Source organism: Hwangdonia seohaensis (assembly GCF_031932625.1).
GTDB classification, from domain to species: domain Bacteria; phylum Bacteroidota; class Bacteroidia; order Flavobacteriales; family Flavobacteriaceae; genus Hwangdonia; species Hwangdonia seohaensis.
Genome location: NZ_JAVSCK010000002.1, coordinates 351369 through 376467, shown reverse-complemented (window position 1 = coordinate 376467; position 25099 = coordinate 351369). Strand labels below are relative to the sequence as shown.

The following is a 25099-nucleotide window of genomic DNA, read 5'->3' as shown; positions in this document are numbered from 1 at the left end:
AACTACCTAAACAACCTCACCATAAAGGTCAAAATCCTCAGCTTCAATAATTTTAATGGTAGCAAATTCACCTGTTTTTAAATAGGTTTTTGTAGCATCAATAAGCACTTCGTTATCCACATCGGGCGAATCAAATTCGGTGCGCCCAATAAAATAATTACCTTCCTTTCTATCGATAACCACTTTAAACTCCTGCCCTATTTTTTGTTGGTTCAATTCCCAAGAAATCTGCGATTGGATTTCCATAATCTGGTTGGCACGGTCAATTTTCACGTCTTCCGGCACATCATCTTCTAAATTAAAGGCATGGGTATTTTCTTCGTGCGAATAAGTAAAACATCCCAAACGTTCAAAACGCATATCGGTAACCCACTGTTTTAACTCTTGGAAATGTGCTTCGGTTTCTCCGGGATATCCCACAATTAACGTGGTTCTAATGGCCATTTTAGGAACTTTAGCTCTAAATTCCTGAAGCAGTTTTGTAGTTTTTTCCTTTGTGGTTCCACGGCGCATACTTTTTAAAATCGAGTCTGAAATGTGCTGCAGCGGAATATCCAAATAGTTACATATTTTCGGCTCGCGCTCCATCACCTCCAACACATCCATGGGGAAACCCGTTGGAAATGCGTAATGCAACCGAATCCACTCCACACCTTCAACATTTACCAACGCTTCAAGCAATTCGGCTAAGTTTCGCTTTTTATATAAATCCAGTCCGTAATACGTTAAATCCTGTGCAATTAAAATCAATTCCTTAACACCGTTTGCTGCCAGCTTTTCAGCTTCAATAACAACCTCTTCAATCGGCGTGCTTTTATGTTTTCCGCGCATTAAAGGAATGGCGCAAAAACTACAGGGTCTGTCGCAACCTTCGGCAATTTTTAAATAGGCATAGTTTTTAGGTGTCGTGGTTAAACGTTCGCCAATAAGCTCGTGCTTATAATCGGCACCCAAAGCTTTAAGTAAACCGGGTAGTTCGGTGGTTCCAAAATACTCATCCACATTGGGGATTTCCTTAACCAAATCGGGCTTATAACGTTCGCTTAAACAGCCCGTTACGAACACTTTATCAACTTCTCCTTCTTGTTTTTTCTGTACGTATTCCAGAATGGTATTAACACTTTCCTCTTTGGCATTATTAATAAAACCGCAGGTATTAATCACTACAATATTGCCCTCCTCTTCATGTACAACCTCTTTATTATTGGCTTTAAGTTGTCCCATTAACACCTCGCTGTCGTAAACATTTTTACTACAGCCCAGAGTTACTACGTTTATTTTATTCTTTTTAAGCGTTTTTGTGCGCATAGGTTTTATAAATATGGGCGCAAAGATACGCAATACGAAACGATTTAAGAGCTAAGATTTATTAATTGCGCTTTTTGAAATTTAATATGCCAATTAAACCTTTAGTATATTTACATGTCCAAAAAATAAAATCTACTGTTTTGAAAAAGATCATCTACTACTTTATGATTATTGCAATATCCTGTTTTAATTGCGCTTCCAATAATGAACCTATTGATGAAACTCCTATCGATAACGAACTCTATTTTCCACCGATAAATTCTAATGTTTGGGAAACAAAATCGGTGAGTGATTTGGGTTGGAATGAAAGTGCCTTACAACCGCTCTTAAATTACGTTGAAAGCAAAGGCACCAAAGCTTTTATCATTTTAAAGGATGGCCGTATGGTGGTTGAATGGTACGGAAATGGAGAAGATGAAACCTCTAACTTAGCGTGGAATTCTGCTGCCAAAACCTTAGTGGCCTTTACTACGGGTATTGCGCAACAAGAAGGCTTTTTAAGTATTGATGATGCATCGAGCGATTATTTGGGTAGCGGATGGACCAGTTTAACGACAGAACAGGAAGAAAATATAAGCATTTGGAATCATTTAACGATGACCACGGGATTGGATTTTACCGTGCCTAACAACAATTGCACAGACCCCGATTGTTTAATTTACAAAAACGAACCCGGTAGTTTTTGGTACTATCACAACGGGCCTTATACCATATTACACGACATTGTGGGCAATGCCGTTAATACCGATTTTAGTAATTATTTTAATGATAAATTAAAGAATAAAATCGGGATACAAGGGGCTTGGTTACACATTGGCTATTTTAAATTATACTATAGTACCGCCCGAAATATGGCGCGGTTTGGACTGTTGAATCTAAATAAAGGTGTGTGGAATGACACTGTCATTTTAAATGATAACAGCTATTTTGAAGCAATGACGAACACCTCGCAAAACCTAAATAAAGCTTATGGTTATTTGTGGTGGTTGAATGGAAAATATAGTTTTAGAGGCCCAGGGTTGACTATGGAATTCCAAGGGAAATTAATGCCGAATGCCCCAGATGATTTAATTGCGGGCTTAGGAAAAGACGATCAAAAACTGTACATCGTTCCCAGTAAAAACCTTGTAATAGTTAGAATGGGCGATGATGCCGGCGAAGCTTTATTGGGGCCTTCGAGTTTTGATAACGACCTTTGGGGCGAAATCAATAAACTAATTGATTAATTATAGTTTTTTGGCGCTTTTCGCCTTTTGGAAACCTGCTCATATATATATGCCCAACCCAATAAATCATTTTCAGATAGAGGTTTCCCAATAAACGTTAAGCCTTTTGGAGCGCCTTTTTCTGTATAACCCATGGGAACCGTTATAGCAGGGTATTCGGCAACGGCTGCAAAACCTGCATGGTAATTATTTATTGATAAAAACCCATCAAGATTGTGTTCTTTCATAGGTTTGTCGTAAAAACTTCTTCCATTAGCCTTTAATGTGTTTTTTATCTCTTGAAACGCTTCGTGGCTTGAACTATCTGCTACAATACCTTCAAATAGTTTTTGGCCATAAGGCATCCGATTTAAGGAATCTTTTTTATTGAAATCAATAACATCTTGTACAGACGCCACCGCAACCTCGTTACTCGCGTAATCTGAAAGATATTCAGGCAAATCGGTTTTCATATCTAAATTTAACAACCTTAAAAAATCAGGTAAATCAACTTTTTCTTCCTCAACCTCAATGATTACAGCGCCTTTAATTTTTAATTCTGCAATTGCTCGGACGTAAAGTGAATCTTCCATCAGTCTTTTGAATGCCCCAAAGCGCTTCCCGGTCAAATCGTTTTTAAACGACGCTTTGTTACCATAAAAACCAGTGCCGGATTTTGTAGCAATCGATTTGGAATCGCTGTCATCAAAACCAAACATCGCGTCTAATAAAATGGCGTTATCCGTTACGTTTTTGGTCATCGGTCCCGGTGTATCCAAAGTTGACGAAATAGGCACAATACCGCTTCTGCTCAACAAGCCAATGGTTGGTTTTAAGCCAACAACTGAATTCTGACTTGAAGGTGACAATATTGAACCAGACGTTTCGCTACCCACTGCCCCAACACAAAAATTAGCAGCAACGGCCACACCACTACCCGAACTCGAACCACCTGTATCCATAATTCTTCGTCCGTAAGGATTTAAGGTTTGTCCGCCAACAGCACTATAGCCGCTTGGGCAATCGCCACAGAAAAAGTAGGCCCATTCGCTTAGGTTGGTTTTTCCTAAAATTAAAGCCCCTTTGCTTTTCAATTGTTTTACCACAAAAGCATCCTCGGTGTTATTATTCTGTAACGCCACAGCTCCAGCAGTCGTAGGCATTCCTTCTGTATTTATATTATCTTTTAATAAAATTGGCATGCCATAAATGGCATGTGGCTCAACCTCAAAATCTGTGTTATCTGCTTTTATGGCTTCTTTAATGACATTCGGATTTAATGAGATTACTGAATTTAATGATAAAGAATTTTCTCTATCGAACTTTCTAATACGATACAAATAGAATTTAGTGAGCAATTCGTAAGATAGTTTACCAGATGATATGTGTTCGTGAAGGGTTGGAATGTTTGCTTCTAAAATTAATGGTTTTAAACGGTTATAAGTTTCGTCCGTAAAATCGTTTAAGTCGTTTTCAAAAGGTTCCCATAGCTCAGAAACATTGATATATTCTGAATCCAAAACTTTAAATGCTCTAAAATCTTTAATGGAATCGTTTGAAAAAACCATGGCGTCTTCTAAAGCAATATTATCAGAAACACTATGGTCTGCTTTTGGGTTTTTACAAGAAAAGATTAAAAAGGAGAATAAGAAAAATATAGAAAGTCTCATGGTCAGTATTTTGCACTAAAATAGTGAAAAATTTAAATGAAATATTCTACTGCCTGCGCAGGAATGATAAATTACCGTCTCAATTTCTATCTTCAAAAGGAATGATAATGCCTTTTTCCAAATAATTCTTTAGGCCGTTTAACAGCAAAGCCCAACAAAATGAAGAATGTTTAAAATGATGATTGTTTTCCGGCCAATTTACGTGACAAAACTTCACCATGGTACCATTTTCGGTTTCTTCCAAATCGAAACCAAAGGTGGTTGGCTTCCAATCTTTATCGGCATCTGTCATTTTTAAATGAAATGCCGCATTGCTTTTTACTTTTGAAACCTTGCAGAACCAATTGTAATCATCGGTAAAATTTAAATTATATGTTGCATGTATCTCTGGTTTCCCTGAAGATTTTAAAGTCCACCAGTTATCGAGGTGCTCGGGTTGGGACACCGCATCAAACACCTTTTTTGGAGATGCTTTTATTTGAAAGTTATGAAAAATAGAATAACTCATAATTATAAAATTATGAAAAATTATCGATTATAAGATTCCCGCCTCCGCGGGAATGACAAAACGTTTATTTAAAAAACGAATCGACAAACTCAAACTTGTTAAAAACCTGTAAATCGTCAATACCTTCGCCAACCCCAATATATTTAACGGGTATTTTAAACTGGTCTGAAATCCCAATTACAACCCCACCTTTTGCAGTGCCGTCTAATTTTGTAACCGCTAAACTTGTTACTTCGGTAGCTGCGGTAAACTGTTTGGCTTGCTCAAAAGCATTTTGACCGGTAGAGCCGTCAAGCACCAACAACACATCGTTTGGCGTGTTATCAACCACTTTTTGCATCACACGTTTTACTTTGGTAAGCTCATTCATTAAGTTTACTTTATTGTGCAAACGGCCGGCAGTATCAATAATAACCACATCGGCATTTTGGTTTACGGCGCTCTGTAAAGTATCGAAAGCCACCGATGCCGGATCGCTACCCATAGATTGTTTTACAATAGGTACATCTACGCGGTCTGCCCAAACCTGTAATTGGTCTATCGCTGCGGCCCTAAAAGTATCGGCTGCACCAAGCACCACATTTAAACCTTGTTTTTTAAATTGATACGCCAACTTACCAATGGTTGTAGTTTTGCCCACACCGTTTACGCCAACCACCATGATGACATAGGGTTTTTTATCTTTCGGAATGGTAAACTCGGTGTCTTCGCCGGAATTGGTTTCGCTTAATAAGCCTGCGATTTCTTCGCGGAGAATTTTATTGAGCTCGTCGGTGCCCAGATATTTGTCTTTTGCAACACGCTCTTCTATGCGCTCGATAACTTTTAATGTGGTGTTTACGCCAACATCGGAAGATACCAAAACTTCTTCCAGATTATCCAAAACTTCATCGTCTACTTTAGATTTTCCCGCTACGGCTTTACTTAGTTTACCGAGAAAACTGGATTTGGATTTTTCCAATCCTTTATCTAATGTTTCTTTTTTTTCCGATGAAAATATTTTTTTAAAAAAGCTCATAGTGTTGCTGGTTGTTTGTTGTCGAGTTGTTAGGCTCCATATAATTTTGCTTTTGCGTTAGGGATTGAGGTATTGTTGAAGCTCTCCCGATTTTTTTATCGGGAAGCGACTACCGAAAGCCCGACCCTTGTGGTAACGCCCAAATGGTTATTGTCAATTTTCGCACCACATTTTTTTACTGCAATTATGGCAGTAAATTTACTAAAATATAAGCATAAAAAAACTGCTTCCAGGAAATGAAAGCAGTTTTTAAAATATTGATGTAATTTGGTTTTTACTTTTTGTTTAAAAAGTCGTTTACAAATTCTGGAGCCATGATAGACTCAACAAACATGTAAGCTCCTGTTTTTGGAGACTTAACCATTTTTATAGCTTTTGTTAATCTTTTTGATCCTGTTTGTAATGATGCTACTGATTTTTTTGCCATGACTACTTATGCGTTTTGAAATTTTTTAAAACTTCTAATTTATATTATTTGAAATTTTCTTGGAAAAATTTCTAATTTGGGTTATTTGAAATTTTCTTGGAAAAATTTCTAATTATTTAATTTCTTTATGAACTGTCATACGTTTAAGAATTGGATTGAATTTTTTAATCTCCATTCTTTCTGGCGTATTTTTTTTGTTTTTTGTAGTAATGTAACGTGAAGTTCCTGGTTGCCCAGACTCTTTATGCTCTGTACATTCTAATATTACTTGTATTCTGTTGCCTTTTTTTGCCATGTCTTTTTACTTGTTAAATACAGCTATTATTTATAAAACCCTTTAGATCTTGCTTCCTTAATTGCTGCAGAAATACCAATTTTATTAATTGTTTTTAAAGCAGAAGTAGAAACTTTTAAAGTTACCCAGTTATCTTCTTCTGGAATGTAAAAACGTTTTTTCACTAAATTCGCATTAAATTTGCGTTTAGTTCTATTTAATGCATGAGACACGTTGTTTCCAACCATTGCCTTCTTTCCTGTAAGTTCACAAACTCTTGACATTATTTATAACTTTAATTTTTTTGTTGCTTAAATTCGAGGTGCAAATATACAAATACTTTATATTATGACAACCTATTTTTTATCTATTTTTTAAAATTTCTTTTTGAAGCATTTCGAAGGCTTTATTTACGGCTTTATTTATCACTTTTACACGATGGTTTCCCATGTTGAATACTTCGGAAAAAACATGTGTTTTTGTCGCTATGGATATAAAAACGGTGCCAACCTCGGCATTGGAATCGCCTTTTTCCGGCCCCGCATTTCCTGTGGTTGCAATGGCGTAATCGGTATTAAACATTTGCAAAGCGTTTTTTGCCATGGCCTCGGCAACCTGCGCGCTTACCACGGAATGGACATTGATAATGGCTTTCGGAACTCCCAAAACATCTATTTTAGATTGTGTGGCATAGGTTACCAAACCGCCTTTAAAAAAAGCGGAGGCTCCTGCATTGGCAGTGATTTGTTCGGCTATTTTACCGCCAGTGCAACTTTCGGCCAAAGCAAGTGTTTTGCCTAATTTTACCAATTGCTTTCCTATAACGGTTTCAATGGAGGATTCGTCTTCTTCAAAACCAAAAAAATCATCTTTAATTAAAGGTAACAAGCGGTCTATTTGTTGCTGTACCTCGTTTTTTATTTGTTGTTCATCAAACCCTTTTGCGGTTAATCGCAGCCTCACTTTGCCTAAGTTTGGCAAATAAGCAAGCTTGATGTGTTTTGGCAAGGCGTCTTCCCAATCCTCTATTCTTTCGGCAAGCGAACTTTCGCCAACACCATAAACCAATAGTGTTTTATGCAATATAAACGGACATTTAAAAGTATCCTTTAATTTAGGAAGCACCTCGTGTTCCATTAAAGCCTTCATCTCAAAAGGCACACCGGGAAGCGATATAAATACTTTGCCTTTTGATGCAATCCACATTCCTGGGGCGCTACCGTATTTATTCATTAAAACCGATGCTTTTGAAGGTATCAAAGCTTGGTCTATATTAACCTGTTTAAGCGGTTGATTTATTTTTTTTCCCCAGAGAAGCTCAATATTTTTTAATACGGAAGCGTCACGAACTAAGGTGTCGTTAAAAAATTCAGCAAGCGTGTTTTTGGTAATATCGTCTTTTGTTGGGCCCAATCCACCGGTAAGTATAATAATATCGGCTTTTCCCTCGGCTTCTTTTAAAGCTTGCAGAATGTGCGTTTTATCATCTTGAATGGAAGTCATTTGATAAACCGAAACGCCAATTTTATTAAGCTGTTTTGAAATATATGCAGAATTGGTATCGATAACCTGCCCTATGAGCAACTCATCGCCAATGGTAATTATTTCGGCTTGCATTACAGCTTAAAATCGGATTTAATTTCCACCAAAGCCTTGTCTACCGCCGTAATAACAATATTTAGCTTTTCGGTAATATCCATATCTGTTTTGGTGAATTTTCCCCAATCTTGAACCTCGATTAAATCGTCAAGAATACCAAGCTCAAACAAATCTACCGTAGGTTTCATTTTATGAGCTGCTTGATAAGCTTCTTGATAATCTTTTTCGGCCACCGCATTTTTTAGCCGTTCTGCATCTTCAGACACTTCTTCTAAAAATGTTTCGGCCAAGGTTTTAACAAAATCCTCGTCGTTATCGGCCAATTCGCGTACCCTATATAGTTTATAATGTTGTTCCATTTTATTTAGCTGTAATTGAAAACATAGCTTTGTTTTCTATAAATCCTTCCAACTTATCGTTAGCAATAACTTTGCCAACTCCCGCCGGTGTGCCCGTAAAGATAATATCTCCAATCTTTAAAGTGAAATATTTTGACACATATTCTATCAAGTCATCAATTTTCCAGAGCATGTGGCTTGTATTTCCTTGCTGTACTACGGTACCGTTTTTTTGCAACGAGAAATTTATATCGTTCACGTTTTTAATACTGTCAACAGGTAACCAATTTCCAACAACGGCAGCGCCATCAAAGGCTTTTGCTTTTTCCCAAGGTAAGCCTTTTGCCTTTAACTGGCTTTGTAAATCGCGTGCGGTAAAGTCAATTCCAAGCCCGATTTCATTATAATATTTATGTGCAAATTTTTTATCAATATGCTTCCCTACTCTATTTATTTTTACCAAAATTTCGACTTCGTGGTGCACATCATCCGAAAAATCCGGAATAAAAAAGGGTTGTTTTTTAAGGAGAATGGCCGTGTCTGGTTTCAAAAAAACTACCGGATCCAATGGTTTTTCGTTTTCCAGTTCTTTAATGTGTTCGGTGTAATTTCTGCCGATGCAAATAAGTTTCATAATATATTCATTTTTCTTGCACAAAGGCGCTAAGATGCAAAGATTTAATTTGGGCGTTACCACAACCCTTCGACTGCGCTCAGTGCAAGTGGTCGGGCTTTCACTACTCGCTCCCTCCTGCGTCGGGGAGCTCAAACAGACCGTTCAATCCCTAACGCAGCTATCTGCCAAGGTCCGCGACCAAGACTGAAAACTGCAACTTCACTTTAGTCCAGTTTATTATTAAAGCTCTTTAACTTAATAGCCGTTAGCACTTTTTTGGTGTACAACGGAAAATCGGCATTTAACAACCAACCAAAATACCCGGGTTCTTTTTCCAGCACTTCGGTGACTTTTTTGCCTTTGTGTTTTCCGAAAGAAAAACACTCTTCGCCTTTTTTGTTATAGGTTATAAAACCTGCAAAATCGGCAAACTTTTTTCGCGAGCTAAATTCGGCTAAAAATTTGGTGTCATTTTCAAGGTCGTCGTATTTGGCGATTTGCGCTTTTAACACTTCAAAGGTCGCATTGGTATCGGCCTCGGCACTGTGCGCACCATCTAAATTTTTATCGCAATAAAATTTATAGGCAGCACTTAAAGTACGCTGTTCCATTTTATGGAAGATGGTTTGCACATCGACAGACAAACGGTTTTTCATATCGAAATCAACCTCGGCACGAAGCATTTCTTCGGCTAAAAGCGGAATATCGAATCTATTGGAATTAAAGCCTCCCAAATCGGAGTCTTTAATAAGGTTGTAAATTTCTTTTGCCAGTTCCTTAAACGTGGGCTTATCGGCCACATCGGCATCAGAAATGCCATGGATTTCCGTTACTTCCTTTGGGATGGGCATCTCCGGGTTTACCAACCAGGTTTTGCTTTCTTCCTTGCCATTAGGGTGTACTTTAAGTATGGCTATTTCTACGATACGATCTTTTGAAATATTAACTCCTGTTGTTTCCAAATCGAAGAAACAAATGGGTTTTGTGAGATTGAGTTGCATTAATTATATATGTTATTTAATTCTTTAATGTCTTTAATGAATTGGTTTTTATGTTTAAACCAATTTCTTTTCCTAAACAAATCGGGAAAAGGCAGTTTTGTTTCAGAAGATTCTATATAAAATTCACCATCGGGATGAATTATAATTGTCCTTAAATCACTTTTTAAATAATGAAAAATCTTCTTTATGAGGCCTCCGTAGTCTTTGTGCCAACGTAAGTTTTCATAAACTTCTGGATGACCGTTGTTATGAAGGTAGAATTCCAAATAAACTAATTTCCTTTTATACCTTCTGTAATACACTTCACTACTCTTTTTTCCTGATATAAATTTCTTATAAGTAACGCTATAATCTTTGATTTCATGGTTGTTTAAAATAAAAAAATCCCTTATCGGATATTCAGATTTTGCTCTTAAAGTATCCGTGTAACGAATAAGCAAAGATTTGGTCGTATCTATTTGATGCCTATGATTTAAAAATTTAAAAAACTGAGTTCTTACAATTGGAGTTAATTTACCAAAGTAATAATTCAATCTCAATTTTTCCAAAACTACGGAATCTGTTCTATATAGAAAACCAGTATAAATAGACGAGTTTATTTTCTTTTGGTAATCCGATTTAGATATGATTCTATCATTTTGATCTGCATAAATGGTTTTAGGTTGGGAAAACACATTTAAACTGAGAACAAAAAAAACAACAGCCATTTGGCTTTTTACAAAGCTTGATAAATTATTGTTTTTGTTTGAATGCATAAATCACTTTTATTTTACAATTGATAAAGGTACTAAACTTACCAAAGTGTAAAAAACAAAAAACCAACCGTTTTATGGGTTGGTTTTTTTATTATTTCCATAATCAGATTCTTCGATTTGCTCAAAATGAAATTAAATCTCCCTTTGACTATCCCAAGCTTCCAAATAATCTTTAACCGCTTTTACAAATTGCCCGCCTAATGCGCCATTTACAACACGGTGGTCATAAGAATGCGATAAAAACATTTTATAGCGAATACCAATAAAATCGCCTTCAGACGTTTCGATAACCGCTGGCACTTTACGTATGGCCCCCAATGCTAAAATCCCTACTTGTGGCTGATTGATAATGGGTGTGCCCATAATACTTCCAAAGGTGCCCACATTGGTAACGGTGTACGTTCCACCTTGGATATCGTCTGGTTTTAGTTGGTTTAAACGTGCTCTGTTTGCTAAATCGTTAACTTGTTTGGACATGCCAACCAAATTAAGCTGATCGGCATTTTTTATAACCGGCACAATTAAATTGCCGTCTGGTAAAGCCGCGGCCATACCCAGATTAATATTTTTCTTTTTGATAATGGTATCGCCTTGCAAGGAAATATTCATCATCGGGAAATCGCGCAATGCTTTAGCAATGGCTTCCATAAAAATTGGCGTAAAGGTTAAATTTTCACCCTCACGTTTCATAAAGCCATCTTTAACTTTCTTTCTCCAATTCCAAATTTTGGTAACATCGGCTTCAATAAAACTTTGAACGTGTGCCGATGTTTGCGTGGATTCCACCATGTGATGCGCAATGAGTTTGCCCATTCTGGTAAGTTCAATAATTTCATCTCCGCCACTTGCAACAATAGGTTTTGGTGCTGTTTTTTGTTGTGGTTCAGCTTTTCCAACCGGTTTTGGGGTTTCAACCGGAGCTTCTACTTTTTTAGCAGCGCCTCTATTTTCTATATAGTTTAGAATATCGTTTTTAGTTACACGTCCGTCTTTACCCGAACCTGTAATGGCATCTAATTCTTCTTGTGTAATACCTTCTTGTTTTGCAATGTTTTTTACCAATGGTGAATAAAAACGACCCGCGCTAGAGCTCACCGTAGCCACTGTTTCTTTTGCAACAGTTACAGTCTGCTCAACTTGTTCAACAGCCGCCGCTTGATTTTCGGTTTCAGCATGTGCAGTTTCAGCTACGGAACCACCATCTTCACTGTCGGTTTCAATTACCGCTATAACCTGACCAACTTGAACGACATCATCAACATTAAAACGTTTTTCAACTAAAACACCATCAACCTCACTTGGCACTTCGCTATCTACCTTATCGGTCGCAATTTCTAAAACCGCTTCATCCAATTCGATAGAATCGCCAACTTCTTTTAACCAAGCAGTTATTGTTGCCTCTGCAACACTTTCGCCCATTTTCGGTAATTTAAGTTCAAACTTTGCCATATCAATAATATAATCCTTGTTTTTTAATTTGAGTTTGCAAAATTAATAAAAAATGATTGATTTTTTTAAATTATTTACAAAATCATTATTCTAAAATAATAACTTCTCCTCTACTGATAACATCGTCACTCCCCAATATAAAATTGGAGTTTTCCGATAAAATTTTATAGGTGACAGGTTCGTTGTTTACACCTTCTTCAATCATTTCAATAATCTTTTTATAACCTAATGCTTTGGCATCAAAAATAACTTCTGTAAATTTTTGAATATTTCTTAAATCTGATTTTAAAGTTATCTCTTTTTGCAATACAAATTTAAGCTTTTCATTGATTTGATTAGAAACTAACACATATTTTTCAATAGGCACCACCTTTTTTACCGGTGTTTTTCTGAGAATATAAACCAACCTTACACCAAGCCAGACGAGCATATCGAACAGTATGTTTTTCTTAAAATGCTTTTTGTAGAATATTTGCATGGCGCCATAAAAACGACGTGCATAATATTTATCCCTTAAAGTGCTTTCGCCTTTAAAATGGATAACCGTAGTGTCTCCAAAATAGTAATTTTGGTAACCAGTCTTTAGCATTTTATATGATAAATCGATGTCTTCGCCGTACATAAAATAATCTTCGTCAAAACCATTTACCGCATTGTACACATCGCGTTTTACAAGCATAAACGCCCCGACCAACACATCGACTTTGCCCGTTTCATTTTCATTTAAACGATTCGCATAATAGTCTTTTGAATTACCCAGCAATTTTTTGAAAGCGGCATTTACATACGGAACATTTCGCTTGCTTTCCGGTAAAAAATCTCCTGCACCGTTTATTAATTTACACCCTACGATGCCAAATTTTTCTTTTGTTTGTACATAATCAAGAATCTTGTTAAATGTATCTTCTGCAACGACTGTATCAGGGTTTAATATGCAAATATACTCGCCTGTAGCCTGAGAAACGCCAATGTTGTTTCCTTTTGAAAAACCAAAATTCTCTTTATTTTTTATGAGTTTCACCTCAGGAAACAATGCACTTACCATGTTGCAACTATCGTCTTCAGAATTATTATCAACTACAATAATTTCTGCTTCAATTTCGGCAATAGCGGCTTGCACACTTTTTAGACAGAGTTCTAAAAAGTAGCGCACATTATAGTTTAAAATTACAACTGAGAGCTTCAAATGAAATTATAATTTTAAAGAGGTTTCAAACGGAATCCTATTTACGATACTTCTTCCTAGGGTAATCTCATCGGCATATTCCAACTCATCACCAACCGAAATACCTCGCGCTATAGTTGATGTGATAACGTTATAATCCTGAATTTGTTTGTAAATATAAAAATTGGTGGTATCGCCTTCCATCGTTGAACTTAACGCAAAAATAAGTTCTTTAACCACGCCTTGTTTTACTTTTTTTACTAAGGTTTCAATATTCAAATCATGTGGTCCAATGCCATCCATTGGCGAAATTTTTCCGCCCAAAACATGGTATAACCCTTTAAATGAACTGGTGTTTTCAATGGCCATTACATCTTTAACATCTTCAACCACACAAATAATAGTTTCATTTCTGTTGGGATTGGCACATATTTCGCATAGATTGAAATCACTAATATTGTGGCAGAATTCACAAAACTTTATGGTGCTGCGCATATTCTGTAATGCTTGCGACAGTGCAGTGGTTTGCTCTTTAGGCTGCCTTAATAAATGCAAAACCAAACGCAATGCGGTACGTTTACCAATTCCTGGTAATTGCGACATTTCGTTTACGGCCCGTTCTAACAATTTTGAAGAAAACTCCATAGGTTGCGAATTTACTATTTATTCTGAACTTGTTTTATAATCTTATCAACTTTTACGTAATTTGGCAGTTGAAAAATTGTTTTTATGACCGCAACACAAATCCTTCTACTTATTGCTGCCTATTTTGGCTTACTTATTTTAATTTCATATCTAACTGGAAAAGACGATAGTAACGACGTTTTTTTTAAGGCCAAAAAGCAATCGCCGTGGTATTTGGTGGCTTTTGGAATGATTGGGGCATCGCTTTCCGGTGTAACGTTTATTTCGGTTCCGGGGATGATTGGCGGCCAGCAATTTGCCTATATGCAAGGTGTTTTCGGGTTTTTTGTAGGATATTTATTTATCATATTAATATTGCTTCCGTTGTATTACAAACTAAATGTAACGTCAATTTATCAATATTTAGAGCAGCGATTTGGTAAAGTAAGTTATAAAACCGGGGCTTTTTTCTTCTTGCTTTCTAGGGTAACCGGTGCTTCATTCCGGCTGTATTTAGTGGCTTTATCGATGCAGTATATTGTTTTTGAAAAGCTCGGTGTGCCGTTTTGGTTAACCGTTGTGGTTTCCATTTTATTAATATGGCTGTACACCAATAGAGGCGGTATAAAAACGATTATCTGGACCGATACTTTGCAAACCTTGGCGATGCTCGTTTCGGTGGGTGTTGGTATTTATTTGATAAACCAAAAATTGGATTTTACCTTAATCAGTATGCTGAAATCTGAATCGTTTTCTGCTAAAAGTCAAATCTTCTTTTTTGATGATCCCTATGCGACCACTTATTTCTGGAAATACTTTATTGGAGGTATATTCATAGCGATTGCCATGACGGGTTTGGACCAAGATATGATGCAAAAAAACCTAACGTGTAAAAACCAAAAGGACGCCCAGAAAAACATGTTTACCATGGCTACCTTAGTTATTGTTGTAAATTTCGCCTTTTTATCACTTGGTGCTTTGCTGTTTATTTATGCCGATAAATTCAACTTGCAAATACCGGTTGTAAACGAAATTACACGTACCGATTTGCTGTTCCCGGAAATTGCCATGAATCAAGGTTTGGGTAATGCGCTATCCATTACCTTTCTTATCGGGTTAATTGCGGCTGCTTATAGTAGCGCAGATAGTGCGTTAACCTCATTGACCACCTCGTTTTCGGTAGATTTTTTGAACATTGAAAAAAGACCCGAAGCAGAGCAAAAACCGCTGCGAAAAAAAGTTCACGTTGGCGTTTCGTTGTTATTAATAATCGTGGTTATTGTATTTAACAATTTGGAGGGCAACGTGGTAAGCAACTTATTCAAATTTGCTACCTACACTTATGGGCCGCTTTTAGGTCTATTCGCTTTTGGTATTTTAACCAAACGTGAAATTAAAGACAAATATGCGTGGATTGTTGCGTTGTTATCCATAACATTAAGCCTTGCCATTACATCGTTACCGGAAAGTGTTTTAGGAGCTTATAAATTTCATTGGGAAATTTTACCACTCAACGGCATCATCACATATTTGGGCTTAATATTGATTAGTAGAAAGAAGGACTAAAGTGCAAGCTGTCTCATAACCAATATGGTTTTCTTTTAAAATTTCATAAAACTCATAATTTTCCGTCCCCGGATTAAAAATCACGCGCTCGGGTTTTAAGGACACTATATAATCATAATACGCTTCTTGCCGTTTGGGGTTTAAATACAGTGTAATGGTATGTATATTATCGTATGGTTGTAGTTGTCTATCAATCTGTACTCCCGCAACCGTACCCGCTTCAAGCCCAAAAGATACAACGTTATGCCCTTTATTTACAAGCTTTCGAATGGCATAATTTGAATACCTATCTGGTTTTACCGAAGCGCCGATCACTAGTGTTTTCTTACTCATAATGTTAAAAAGATGTTAAGTTTTGTTAAATATAGTAACAGTATTTAAATCTACACGTCTACACAGTATTACTTTTAATCAATCAAAAAAATAACCAATCAAAATGAAAAACTTATTCTTAGCGTGTTTATTACTATTCGCGATTACTACACAAGCACACACAGATCCTGGAAATGATGCCGACAAAACGGGTACAATCTCAGGTAAAGTCTTAGACGCAAAGTTAAAACAACCCATACCGTATGTAAATGTTATTATAAAAAACACGGCAGGCGAAATTTTAACTGGCGGTATTACCTTAGAAGATGGCACTTTCGAAATTGATAAAGTGGCCGAAGGCAATATCAAATTGAGTATTCAATATATAGGATACAAAACCATTACCAAAGACATTACCATTGGCAAAGGCAACTACAAAGTCAATATTGGTGACATTCATTTAGAAGAAGAAGCCGAAGGTTTAGATGCCGTTACGGTTTTGGCCGAAACCTCTACAATTCAACAAAAAGTAGACCGAAAAGTAATTACCATTGGTAAGGATTTAGCGGCAACAGGTAGCGCATCAGAGCTTATGGTTGGTATTCCATCGGTTAGCGTCGATGCCCAAACGGGCGATATTAGTTTACGCGGTAACCAAAATGTACGTGTTATGGTTGATGGTAAACTATCAAACATTCCAACGGCGCAGTTGCTTAAACAAATTCCTTCAACAGCCATAAAATCTATTGAGTTAATCACCAATCCTTCAGCCAAATACAATCCCGAAGGTATGAGCGGCATTATAAATATCGTGCTTCATAAAAATACCATGATAGGTTTTAACGGTAACTTAAGCTTGGGGTTAAGCCATGAAAAAGAAGCTAAATTCAATAGTGCCTTAAACATGAATTACCGCAACGGAAAGTTAAATTTATATGGGAGTTACAGCAATAATATCTCAAAAAACAGAAACCGCGGAAATGTTGAAAGACCTGAGAATAACTCGGAGCAATTCTTTAAGTTTTTAGATAAAAGGCAATCGCATTTGTATAAATTAGGCTTGGATTTTTATTTGGATGACAAGAACACCATGTCGTTTTTCACCACGCAAAATACATCCAATAGCAGTACCGAAGGCGAAACTGAAGCGTTGTTTTACAGCAATCCGTCGTTTGACCAAAATCAAATTTTCCTTGCCGAAAGCGATAACATGTCATCGCAGTACAATTTTAACTATGTGCATGATTTTTTAGAAGATGGCCATAATATTGAGTTAGAAGTGGATTACAATACGTTTGAGGATGACACCCCAGCAGATTTTAAATTTCTACTAGGCTCAAATGAAGATTATAAGGATTTTAATAATACCGACAGAAAAAGCACCACGGTAAATTTAGATTATGTTAACCCGTTATCTGAAACCACAAAACTGGAATTGGGCTTACAGGCACGTTTGTTTAATTCGGATATCGCCTATTCATCAACGGGTCAAACTTTAAACGCCCAAGGTGTTTTAAGACCGACACCAAACAACGATTTTGATTATACCCGGGATATTTATTCCGCTTACGCCACCTTTAGCAAAAAACTTGATAAATGGACCTATCAAATAGGTCTGCGCACTGAAAATGTAAAGGAGGACGCCTTGGCACTATCGTCTGAAGCTGCAAGTACCGAGGCGTTTAAAAATGATTATTTTGAGTTTTATCCATCGGCTTTTATCACCTATTCGCCATCAGAAAAGAATTCGTATCAATTTAGTTATAGCCGTCGTGTAGACCGCCCAGGCATTGGGCAAGTAAACCCAATTAAAGAGTGGAGCACACCTTTAATTTCTTCTTTTGGAAATATCGATTTGCGTCCACAGTTTACAAATTCGGTTGAAGCCAATTACACCAGAACTTTAAATAACAGAAAAGGAAGCGTAACCGGAGGTGTTTTTTACAGAATTATTTCAGATGAAATTAACAGAGCCCTGTTTATTGATAGAACCGATGTAAATTCCGGACGTATTATTTTAACCCATGATAATTTTGATGATACCTCGGCTTACGGGATTGAATTATCTTCAAATTACCGACCAACTAAATGGTGGAGCATAAACGGAAGTTTCGATTTGTACTCGCAAACACAAAAAGGTATAGCCGAAACCTTAACAGCGCCTATTGAAACAGCCACTATTGATGATATTGAAACCAATATTGATGAAGTTGACAATGTAGCTTGGAACTTTAGAATGTTCAATAATTTTAAAGTGAGCAATACCCTAAGTTTTACGGCCTTTGGTTTTTACAGAGGAAAAAACAAAACGCTACAGTTTGATATGAAACCCATGTATTTTATAAATCTGGGGTCTCGTGTAAGTTTTGCCAAAGGCAAAGGCTCATTTAGTTTAAACTTCAATGATGTTTTAAACACCATGAAATTTGCTTTTGAAGGCACAAAGCCTTTTGTACAGAACGGTCAGTTCAATTGGGAGAGCCACACCGTACAAGCAAGTTTATCGTACCGCTTTGGTGGCGGTAAATACCGTGCCAAATCGCGCAAAAATCGTGATGATAATACAAAATCCGGTGGCGGAGGTTTCCTTTAAAACATAACATTTAATGACTTGCATGATAGTTGATGGTTAGTGTTATTGCACGGTTATTAAATAAGAAAACCCAAAGGATATCTCTTTTGGGTTTTTGTTTGCTAAACTGTTAATACATTTAAAAAAAAATGTTAAAAATGTTAAAAAACAGACAATCAATACAATAAATACAAAAACCATTCGTTATATGCCCATACAATCACACGAAAAATAATTATTTTAAGAGTTAGTCACCTTCATTTAATAAAATTTTCGTCAATCAAAGATTCGTATGTTTAGAAAACTCGAAATTAAATTTCGAGTTTTTTTTATGCAAAACAGTTAAAACATTGATTCTCTGTGTAATGAATTAAAAAATAATACGTCAAAATAATAAGCGCTAATCATAAAGTTTTTTTTATTTGAATTAGTCGTCATTAAAAAACATGTAAATTGCTTAGTGTGTAAAAAATAGAAACTCGAAATTAAATTTCGAGTTTCTTGTGTTAAAGATGTTAAAAAATATAATAAAAATTAGTTTTTCACGTCATATATATTAGTTTGTATTCATTACAAATTAATGGTGGTTAATAGCTGAAGAACCCAAAACGTATTGTTTTGGGTTCTTTATTTTACATTCGGAATTGCAGTTGCCATCCTTTTGTTTTTTTGTAGAAATGGAAGCCTTAAAGACCATTCAAAAGCTTTTAAAGTTTATAATGGTTCATCAATAGTTTTTCGTAAACTTTATCGGGAAGGATTCTTTTAAGCACTATAGAAAATTTTTGCATAAACTCCCCTACTTTATAATGGCCCTTCGGATAGTTTGTATTTATAATTTTATAAATGGCTTCTGCCATCATGTTTGGATTACTGCCGGAATCGACATGTTCATTCATTAATTTCAAAGTATTACCGTATGGTTTTTTATAGGGCGAACCATCTAAAAGTGGCGCGTGATATCTGCCTGCCGCTATATTGGTAGCAAAATCTCCGGGGGCCACATTGGTCATGTTAACATTAAAATCTTTCAACTCCATTCTAAACGCTTCGGTTAAAAGTTCCAAAGCACCTTTACTGGCACTGTATATCCCGCGATACGGCAAGCCCATATAGCCAGCAATAGAGGTAATATTTATTATTAAACCCGATTGCTGTTTGCGCATTTGTGGCAATACAGCTTTAATCACATTTATAGGTCCAAAAAAATTGGTTTCGAAATTGGCTTTAATTTCAGCTTCTGGGATTTCTTCAATGGGCCCCGTTATGCCCGCGCCGGCGTTGTTGATAAGGATGTCTAATTTACCTTCGCTTTTAATAATGGTGTTTACGGTTTCCCTTATGGTATCATTATTTTTAACATCCAGTTTCAATATTGAGAACGCACTGTTTTTGTAGTTTTCCGGGTTTCTGCTGGTGCCATAAACAACAAATCCTTTTTGGGTTAAATACTCGCCAACTGATTTTCCTATTCCCGAGGAACCCCCTGTTATTAAAACAACTTTAGACATAAAAACGAATGAATAATTAAAAAGGTAAAATTAATAATGAAATCGATATAAAGGGCATAAATGAAAAAAGATTTGCTAGTATTTCCACTAACAAATCTTAATCGGTATATTAAAAGTCCTTTCTTTTGGAAAGGATTCAGAATAATCAAAAAAAGGCAAGCTACCTACATCACACCGCTACGACCATTTACCTTTGCTGCGTTCCCGCCCTGGAGGATTCAACAGGAGCTGGTTGTGTAGGACTTGCCGACTGCAAAGATACAACCTTTTAAAATTTTCACAATAATTTTTTATACTGTTTTTAAATAAATATCTTGGTCTAAATTTATAGCGTAAAATGTATACATCCAAAGCACTCACATTCATATTTTTAAGCTTAATCATGGCATCTTGCGGGTCTAATTCCGGTCAGAAAAAAAGTGATTTTTCTATTACAACGAATGCTGAAAAAGGCAATATTTCAATATCCGAAACTTTAAACCTTTCTTTAGAAAACAAAAAAAATCATGTTATCGATTCGGTTTCATATACTTTAAACGGGAAAGCCATTGGTGAAGCTTTTGATTTAAGCAATCATAAATTGGGAAAATACACGGTTGAAGCTACAGTGTATTTCAATAACCAAAAGCAAACAACCAATACAAATGTTACTATTTTAAATAACGAAATTCCAAAAATTTATACGTTTCGTATTATAAATGAATATCCGCACGATATTACGTCGTACACCCAAGGCATTGAGTTTTTTAACGACACCATTTACGAAAGCACGGGGCAATACAGAGAATCGAAACTTAGAAAAGTAGATTATAAAACCGGTAATGTAATTAAAAATATACATCTGGCCGACGCGTATTTTGGTGAAGGGTTAACCATTTTAAATAACAAAATTTATCAACTCACATGGCAAGAAGACATAGGTTTTGTGTACGATGTTAACACGTTCGATAAATTAAGTAGTTTTAAATACGGTAACAGTAAAGAAGGTTGGGGGTTGTGCAATGACGATAACATGATTTATAAAAGCGATGGCACCGAAAAAATATGGCTGCTAGATCCTGATACTTTGGTAGAGCAGGATTATATTCAAGTGTATACAAACAAAGGTAAAATAGGGCGTATTAATGAATTGGAATGGATTAATGGTCAGATCTACGCTAACATTTACCAAAAAAATGGTGTGGCCATTATAAACCCTAAAAACGGTGCTGTGGTTGGTGTGATAGATTTTTCATCACTTAAGAAAAAGGTAGCCCAACACGATAAATTAGATGTTTTAAACGGCATTGCCTACAATCCAAAAACTAAAACTATATTTGTTACAGGCAAACGTTGGGATAAATTGTTTGAGGTTGAGGTTGTTGAGAAATAATTTTTATTTCAACAACTATAATCTAATTAGGATGAAGACTCATTAAAGAATTAACACTTTTTATAATTTAAGCTTAATGTTTACAACTAACAATTATCATGTTTTAAAGATTATATAATAGATATTTTTAAACAATCGCAATTCGATATAAATAGTGAGCTATAGCAAAATTAGATTATACGGTGCTGGTGGGCATTCTCAAATTATTAAATCAATACTGATTCATAATGGAATTTCTGTTACAGATGTTTTTGATGATGATCCAGCTTTAAGTCATCCGAATTTTGATAACATAATTATAAGCTCAAGGAAAAGGGCCAATGGTTTTCCGCATAAAGGCGACCCATTTATCATTGCCATTGGTGACAACAAGCAAAGATATGAGGTTTCAAAATTTTTAAAAAGTGAGTATTCAAAAGCCATACATGGCTCGGCAATTATAGATTCCAGTGTAAAAATTGGTCAAGGCACAGTAGTTTACGCAGGAGCTGCCATACAACCAAATACAACAATTGGCAATCATGTTATAATTAATACCCTTGCAAGTGTGGATCATGATAATATTATTGAAGACTTCGTACATATATCACCTAACGCCACACTGTGTGGTTTGGTTGAAATTGGAGAAGGCACCCATGTTGGCGCAGGCGCAGTAATTATACCAGAAATTAAAGTAGGGAAATGGTGCGTAATTGGGGCTGGTGCTGTGATAATTAGAGATGTTCCAGATTATTCTATTGTGGTGGGTAATCCAGGAAGAGTGATAAAAATGAAAACCGGTTTTTAATCTAAACGGTTGGGCCAAAAACTGAAAGCAAAGAGGTTACCTAAAAAGTGATTATCCTATGTCAAACGGAGCGCAGTGGAAGTTTCAATGTTCCGAAAACCAAAACATTTCGACTACGCTCAATGTGACATTTAGAATAGAAATTAACTTTTCTAACAACCTCTTTAATTTTAAATAGTTGTGCTTTAAATCTAAAATCTAACCGATATTTTTCCTCTTAAAAAGAAAGAGCTTCCGGGAGTAAAATGAATTTCCTCAACAGCATCTGGTTCGTTAAACAATCGGCTTTCCGTTGCAAATTGGGTTTCGTTCCATTCGTTATCAAACAAATTCTCAACAATCAATCCGAAGGTCCAGTTTTTAAGGTTGTAATTTAAATTCATATCGGTAATAAAATAGCCATCGGCCACGATAGAATTGTCCTCGTTTGCCGGACGGTCTTTAATATACCTATAACTCAATCCACCCGAAAAATTACCAAAATCCCTGAAACTTAAACCTCCTGAAGAAGTTAAATCTGGTGCCAACGGAATGTAGTTTTGTCCGCCAGGGTCATCGCTACTTCTGGCATAGGTATAATTTACATCGGTATTAAAAAATAAGCCATCGGTTACTTGGTAACGCAAACCAAAATCTACCCCATAGCGTTTGGTTTTCCCACTTGGTTCTACTATTCCGGCATCACCAACATACACAAATTCCTGTTGTAAAAACAAACTCCACAACGCCGCATTAATTACTAATCGGTCAACGGGTTTCATGATTACTCCAATATCGGTACCAAAAGCGGTTGGTAAAATTTTCTTGCCGTTATTTGCCGTAACCACTCTGGTATCGTTTGAATGATAGCCCAAACCGGTTTTTGCAAAAACTTGCAATTTTGGGGATGCGGCATAAATAACATTCAGTTTTGGACTAACCAAAAATTTATTTTCACTTTTATTGTCGTAGGTTGTGGTCAGTAAATTTTCATAATCAAAATTAAAATAGTCTAAGCGCAAACCCGGGTTGAATGTCCATTTATATATTTTGTAGGTTATATGCCCAAATGCAAATCCGTTTAGCTCATCAATATTTCCATATGCTAATCGTTCCAAAATAGTTTGCCTATTTAAAGTTCTCGATAATTGCACATCGTTTACATCATCATACCTAAAACCAACTCCTAACTCATATTTTAACTGGGCATCGTGGTCGTCAAGATGAAACGAATGCTCGTAAGCTGTTTTCGCTCCTATAAGGGTTCGGTCTTCCTTTTGATGGATTTGATCGCCATTTGCAGGGTCTTCTAAAAAGAAGGTGAAGTTTGAAAACAATTCGAAATCGTATTTTGAAAGATAAGCCGATGATTTTATTAATGAATGCTCGTCCAACTGTTTGTTGTGGTTTATCCAAAAATTGCTTCGGCTGGTGTTTCCGCCTTCGGTGTCATCTATAGCGCCAAACCTTCCAATTAATCCGCTTTCAACAGCACGCACGGGAATTTGTCCCGAGGCATCCCATTTACTTTGAAAATGGGAAATGGCCATGTTAAATTCTTGGTCGGTATAATTATTGAAATTATAACGCCCCATGACATTGATACGGTTGAAGTTTTGTGGTGACTCGAAAACGCCGTCGGATAGCATTAGTTCTGAAGCTAAATAAGCCTTACTATTTTCTTCATCAACAATTTTTAACATACTTAACGCGCGTAACGTATTGTACTGGCCAGCTTCAACCGAAACGATGTTATCCTTTATGGTTCTTTTTGTATTAATATCAACATATCCAGCCGTGTTAAAATTACCTTTATCGGCATAATAAGCACCTTTTGCAAAATCGATATTTTCAATAGTTTCGGGGATTATAAAGTGCATATCGGCATAGCCCTGACCGTGGGCGTGCGACACCATATTTACTGGCATACCATCAACATCAATAGCTATGTCGGTGCCGTGATCTATATCAAAACCCCGTAAAAATATTTGTTCTGCTTTTCCGCCGCCAGCATGCTGACCAATAATTAATCCCGGAATTTTTCTCAGTATTTCTTGCGATGATTTTACAGGACTTGTTTTTAAATCAACATTAACAAAATTACTTAATACGTTTACTTTTGAAACGATTAAAACCTGATCTAAAGACGCTGAAGATATTTTTAATGAGATATTGATTTCGCTATCCAAATGCTTTTTAACAATAACGAGTTGTTGGTTTTCGTAACCCAATTGATAAAAGTAGATGATATCGTTTTCCGAAATATCATCTAACTCAAAATAGCCAGAAACATTGGTATATGTATATGCGCCTGTGGTTTTATTGTAAACCCCAACGCCTTGTAATGGTTTATTATTATCTTCTGATGTAATAATACCGCTTAATTCGTGAGCTTTTACACTGCTAAAAACAGCTAAAAGCATATAGAGAAATATATGTTTTTTCATTATCTAATTTTTTTGTCATAGCACGTTCCCAAACAAAAGTAAGGGCAAAACATGCGCAACTGTTTATATTATAATAGATTGAAATGTTTTAAAGGACAGCATGTAATTCCGTTACAAAAGGTGTAATGGTTTTTTAAACAATGCCGTTAAGAATATTTTTGAGGAGGTATTTTAAGTTTTACGTAAAAAAGCGCTTTTACTTTTTCTTTATAAGAATCTATAACTGGTGATGATTTGGTTACGGTTAATTCTTGAATATTGAATTTTGAATTATGAAAATGTTTATCGATTTTAATATCGACCACATTTGGTAAGTTTTGGTTTTTGGTGTTGCTATTTGCGTCTGATAAACCATCCAATAAATCCAGTATGTTATGCTCGTGATACCTGTTTGTAGATGCTTTAAATTTATAGTTTAGGTTCTCGTTATGATGGTGCGATATTAAATTATCGGGCATTTCCAAGGCATGGGAAATACTGTGCAAAACGTATTTAACCTCTTTATGCAAAGGCATAAAAATATACATAACGCTAATGGCGATGGCTGTAAATTTAATAATATGTGCTTTAACTGTTTTCACTTTTATAATACAATA

General features: G+C 36.0%; 24 protein-coding genes and 1 other RNA gene. 5 read left to right on the top strand and 20 right to left on the bottom strand.

All coding sequences use genetic code 11. The annotated features are described in order from the left end of the window. Positions 1-6: 6 nt before the first annotated feature. On the bottom strand, positions 7-1308 hold the full coding sequence (gene rimO, locus RNZ47_RS06885) for a 30S ribosomal protein S12 methylthiotransferase RimO (RefSeq protein ID WP_311938114.1): 1302 nt from the start codon (positions 1306-1308) through the stop codon (positions 7-9). Positions 1309-1448: 140 nt separating this feature from the next. On the opposite strand from rimO, the gene RNZ47_RS06880 reads away from it, so the two are divergent. Then, entirely contained in the window at positions 1449-2534 is a 1086-nt protein-coding gene (locus RNZ47_RS06880) for a serine hydrolase domain-containing protein (protein WP_311938112.1), read from the top strand. Here RNZ47_RS06880 and RNZ47_RS06875 read toward each other — a convergent pair. The 14 genes from RNZ47_RS06875 to recR form a co-directional block, all read right to left on the bottom strand. After that, entirely contained in the window at positions 2531-4183 is a 1653-nt protein-coding gene (locus RNZ47_RS06875) for an amidase family protein (RefSeq protein ID WP_311938110.1), read from the bottom strand. The genes RNZ47_RS06880 and RNZ47_RS06875 overlap by 4 nt on opposite strands. A 79-nt stretch (positions 4184-4262) precedes the next feature. After that, positions 4263-4691: an SRPBCC family protein gene (locus tag RNZ47_RS06870; RefSeq protein WP_311938109.1), complete on the bottom strand. Its 429-nt coding sequence runs from the start codon at positions 4689-4691 to the stop codon at positions 4263-4265. 64 nt (positions 4692-4755) lie between these two features. Beyond that, complete coding sequence (gene ftsY / locus RNZ47_RS06865; protein WP_311938107.1) at positions 4756-5709, bottom strand: signal recognition particle-docking protein FtsY; 954 nt, start codon at positions 5707-5709, stop codon at positions 4756-4758. 274 nt (positions 5710-5983) lie between these two features. Next, positions 5984-6136, bottom strand: a complete 153-nt coding sequence (locus tag RNZ47_RS06860) for a DUF4295 domain-containing protein (protein WP_311938106.1) — start codon at positions 6134-6136, stop codon at positions 5984-5986. Between the two features lie 112 nt (positions 6137-6248). Continuing rightward, entirely contained in the window at positions 6249-6431 is a 183-nt protein-coding gene (gene rpmG, locus RNZ47_RS06855; RefSeq protein WP_099574372.1) for a 50S ribosomal protein L33, read from the bottom strand. 26 nt (positions 6432-6457) lie between these two features. After that, positions 6458-6694, bottom strand: coding sequence for a 50S ribosomal protein L28 (gene rpmB / locus RNZ47_RS06850; RefSeq protein ID WP_311938104.1), 237 nt, complete (start codon positions 6692-6694; stop codon positions 6458-6460). Between the two features lie 79 nt (positions 6695-6773). Further along, on the bottom strand, positions 6774-8027 hold the full coding sequence (locus tag RNZ47_RS06845) for a competence/damage-inducible protein A (protein WP_311938102.1): 1254 nt from the start codon (positions 8025-8027) through the stop codon (positions 6774-6776). Then, positions 8027-8368 (bottom strand): Hpt domain-containing protein, encoded by a 342-nt coding sequence (locus tag RNZ47_RS06840; protein ID WP_311938100.1) that lies wholly within the window; start codon positions 8366-8368, stop codon positions 8027-8029. The genes RNZ47_RS06845 and RNZ47_RS06840 overlap by 1 nt, the downstream gene beginning before the upstream one ends. Before the next feature lies 1 nt (position 8369). Continuing rightward, positions 8370-8981 (bottom strand): fumarylacetoacetate hydrolase family protein, encoded by a 612-nt coding sequence (locus tag RNZ47_RS06835; RefSeq protein WP_311938098.1) that lies wholly within the window; start codon positions 8979-8981, stop codon positions 8370-8372. Between the two features lie 206 nt (positions 8982-9187). Next, positions 9188-9964, bottom strand: a complete 777-nt coding sequence (locus RNZ47_RS06830) for an exonuclease domain-containing protein (protein ID WP_311938096.1) — start codon at positions 9962-9964, stop codon at positions 9188-9190. Next, on the bottom strand, positions 9964-10719 hold the full coding sequence (locus RNZ47_RS06825) for a hypothetical protein (protein ID WP_311938094.1): 756 nt from the start codon (positions 10717-10719) through the stop codon (positions 9964-9966). The genes RNZ47_RS06830 and RNZ47_RS06825 overlap by 1 nt, the downstream gene beginning before the upstream one ends. A 132-nt stretch (positions 10720-10851) precedes the next feature. After that, positions 10852-12168 carry a dihydrolipoamide acetyltransferase family protein gene (locus tag RNZ47_RS06820; RefSeq protein WP_311938092.1) on the bottom strand — a complete coding sequence of 439 codons (1317 nt, stop codon included), beginning with the start codon at positions 12166-12168 and terminating at the stop codon, positions 10852-10854. An 85-nt stretch (positions 12169-12253) separates the two neighbouring features. Next, complete coding sequence (locus RNZ47_RS06815; protein WP_311938090.1) at positions 12254-13354, bottom strand: glycosyltransferase family 2 protein; 1101 nt, start codon at positions 13352-13354, stop codon at positions 12254-12256. A gap of 6 nt (positions 13355-13360) precedes the next feature. Beyond that, positions 13361-13978 carry a recombination mediator RecR gene (recR, locus tag RNZ47_RS06810; protein ID WP_311938088.1) on the bottom strand — a complete coding sequence of 206 codons (618 nt, stop codon included), beginning with the start codon at positions 13976-13978 and terminating at the stop codon, positions 13361-13363. Between the two features lie 84 nt (positions 13979-14062). Between recR and RNZ47_RS06805 the strand changes: the two genes are divergently transcribed. Continuing rightward, positions 14063-15523 carry a sodium:solute symporter gene (locus RNZ47_RS06805; protein WP_311938086.1) on the top strand — a complete coding sequence of 487 codons (1461 nt, stop codon included), beginning with the start codon at positions 14063-14065 and terminating at the stop codon, positions 15521-15523. On the opposite strand, the gene RNZ47_RS06800 is transcribed toward RNZ47_RS06805, so the two are convergent. Continuing rightward, on the bottom strand, positions 15494-15856 hold the full coding sequence (locus RNZ47_RS06800) for a CoA-binding protein (protein ID WP_311938084.1): 363 nt from the start codon (positions 15854-15856) through the stop codon (positions 15494-15496). The genes RNZ47_RS06805 and RNZ47_RS06800 overlap by 30 nt on opposite strands. 103 nt (positions 15857-15959) lie before the next feature. Between RNZ47_RS06800 and RNZ47_RS06795 the strand changes: the two genes are divergently transcribed. Continuing rightward, positions 15960-18428: a TonB-dependent receptor gene (locus RNZ47_RS06795; protein WP_311938082.1), complete on the top strand. Its 2469-nt coding sequence runs from the start codon at positions 15960-15962 to the stop codon at positions 18426-18428. 686 nt (positions 18429-19114) lie between these two features. On the opposite strand, the gene RNZ47_RS06790 is transcribed toward RNZ47_RS06795, so the two are convergent. Together RNZ47_RS06790 and ffs are read right to left on the bottom strand one after the other, a co-directional pair. Then, entirely contained in the window at positions 19115-19918 is an 804-nt protein-coding gene (locus RNZ47_RS06790; protein ID WP_311938080.1) for an SDR family oxidoreductase, read from the bottom strand. A gap of 150 nt (positions 19919-20068) precedes the next feature. Continuing rightward, positions 20069-20167: signal recognition particle sRNA small type (ffs, locus tag RNZ47_RS06785), an RNA gene on the bottom strand. Between the two features lie 88 nt (positions 20168-20255). On the opposite strand from ffs, the gene RNZ47_RS06780 reads away from it, so the two are divergent. Both RNZ47_RS06780 and RNZ47_RS06775 read left to right on the top strand, forming a co-directional pair. Then, positions 20256-21290, top strand: a complete 1035-nt coding sequence (locus RNZ47_RS06780) for a glutaminyl-peptide cyclotransferase (protein WP_311938078.1) — start codon at positions 20256-20258, stop codon at positions 21288-21290. A gap of 154 nt (positions 21291-21444) precedes the next feature. Then, positions 21445-22077, top strand: a complete 633-nt coding sequence (locus RNZ47_RS06775; protein WP_311938076.1) for an acetyltransferase — start codon at positions 21445-21447, stop codon at positions 22075-22077. Positions 22078-22268: 191 nt separating this feature from the next. On the opposite strand, the gene RNZ47_RS06770 is transcribed toward RNZ47_RS06775, so the two are convergent. After that, entirely contained in the window at positions 22269-24503 is a 2235-nt protein-coding gene (locus tag RNZ47_RS06770) for a TonB-dependent receptor (protein ID WP_311938074.1), read from the bottom strand. Positions 24504-24649: 146 nt separating this feature from the next. Further along, positions 24650-25084, bottom strand: a complete 435-nt coding sequence (locus RNZ47_RS06765) for a hypothetical protein (protein WP_311938072.1) — start codon at positions 25082-25084, stop codon at positions 24650-24652. Positions 25085-25099: the final 15 nt, after the last annotated feature.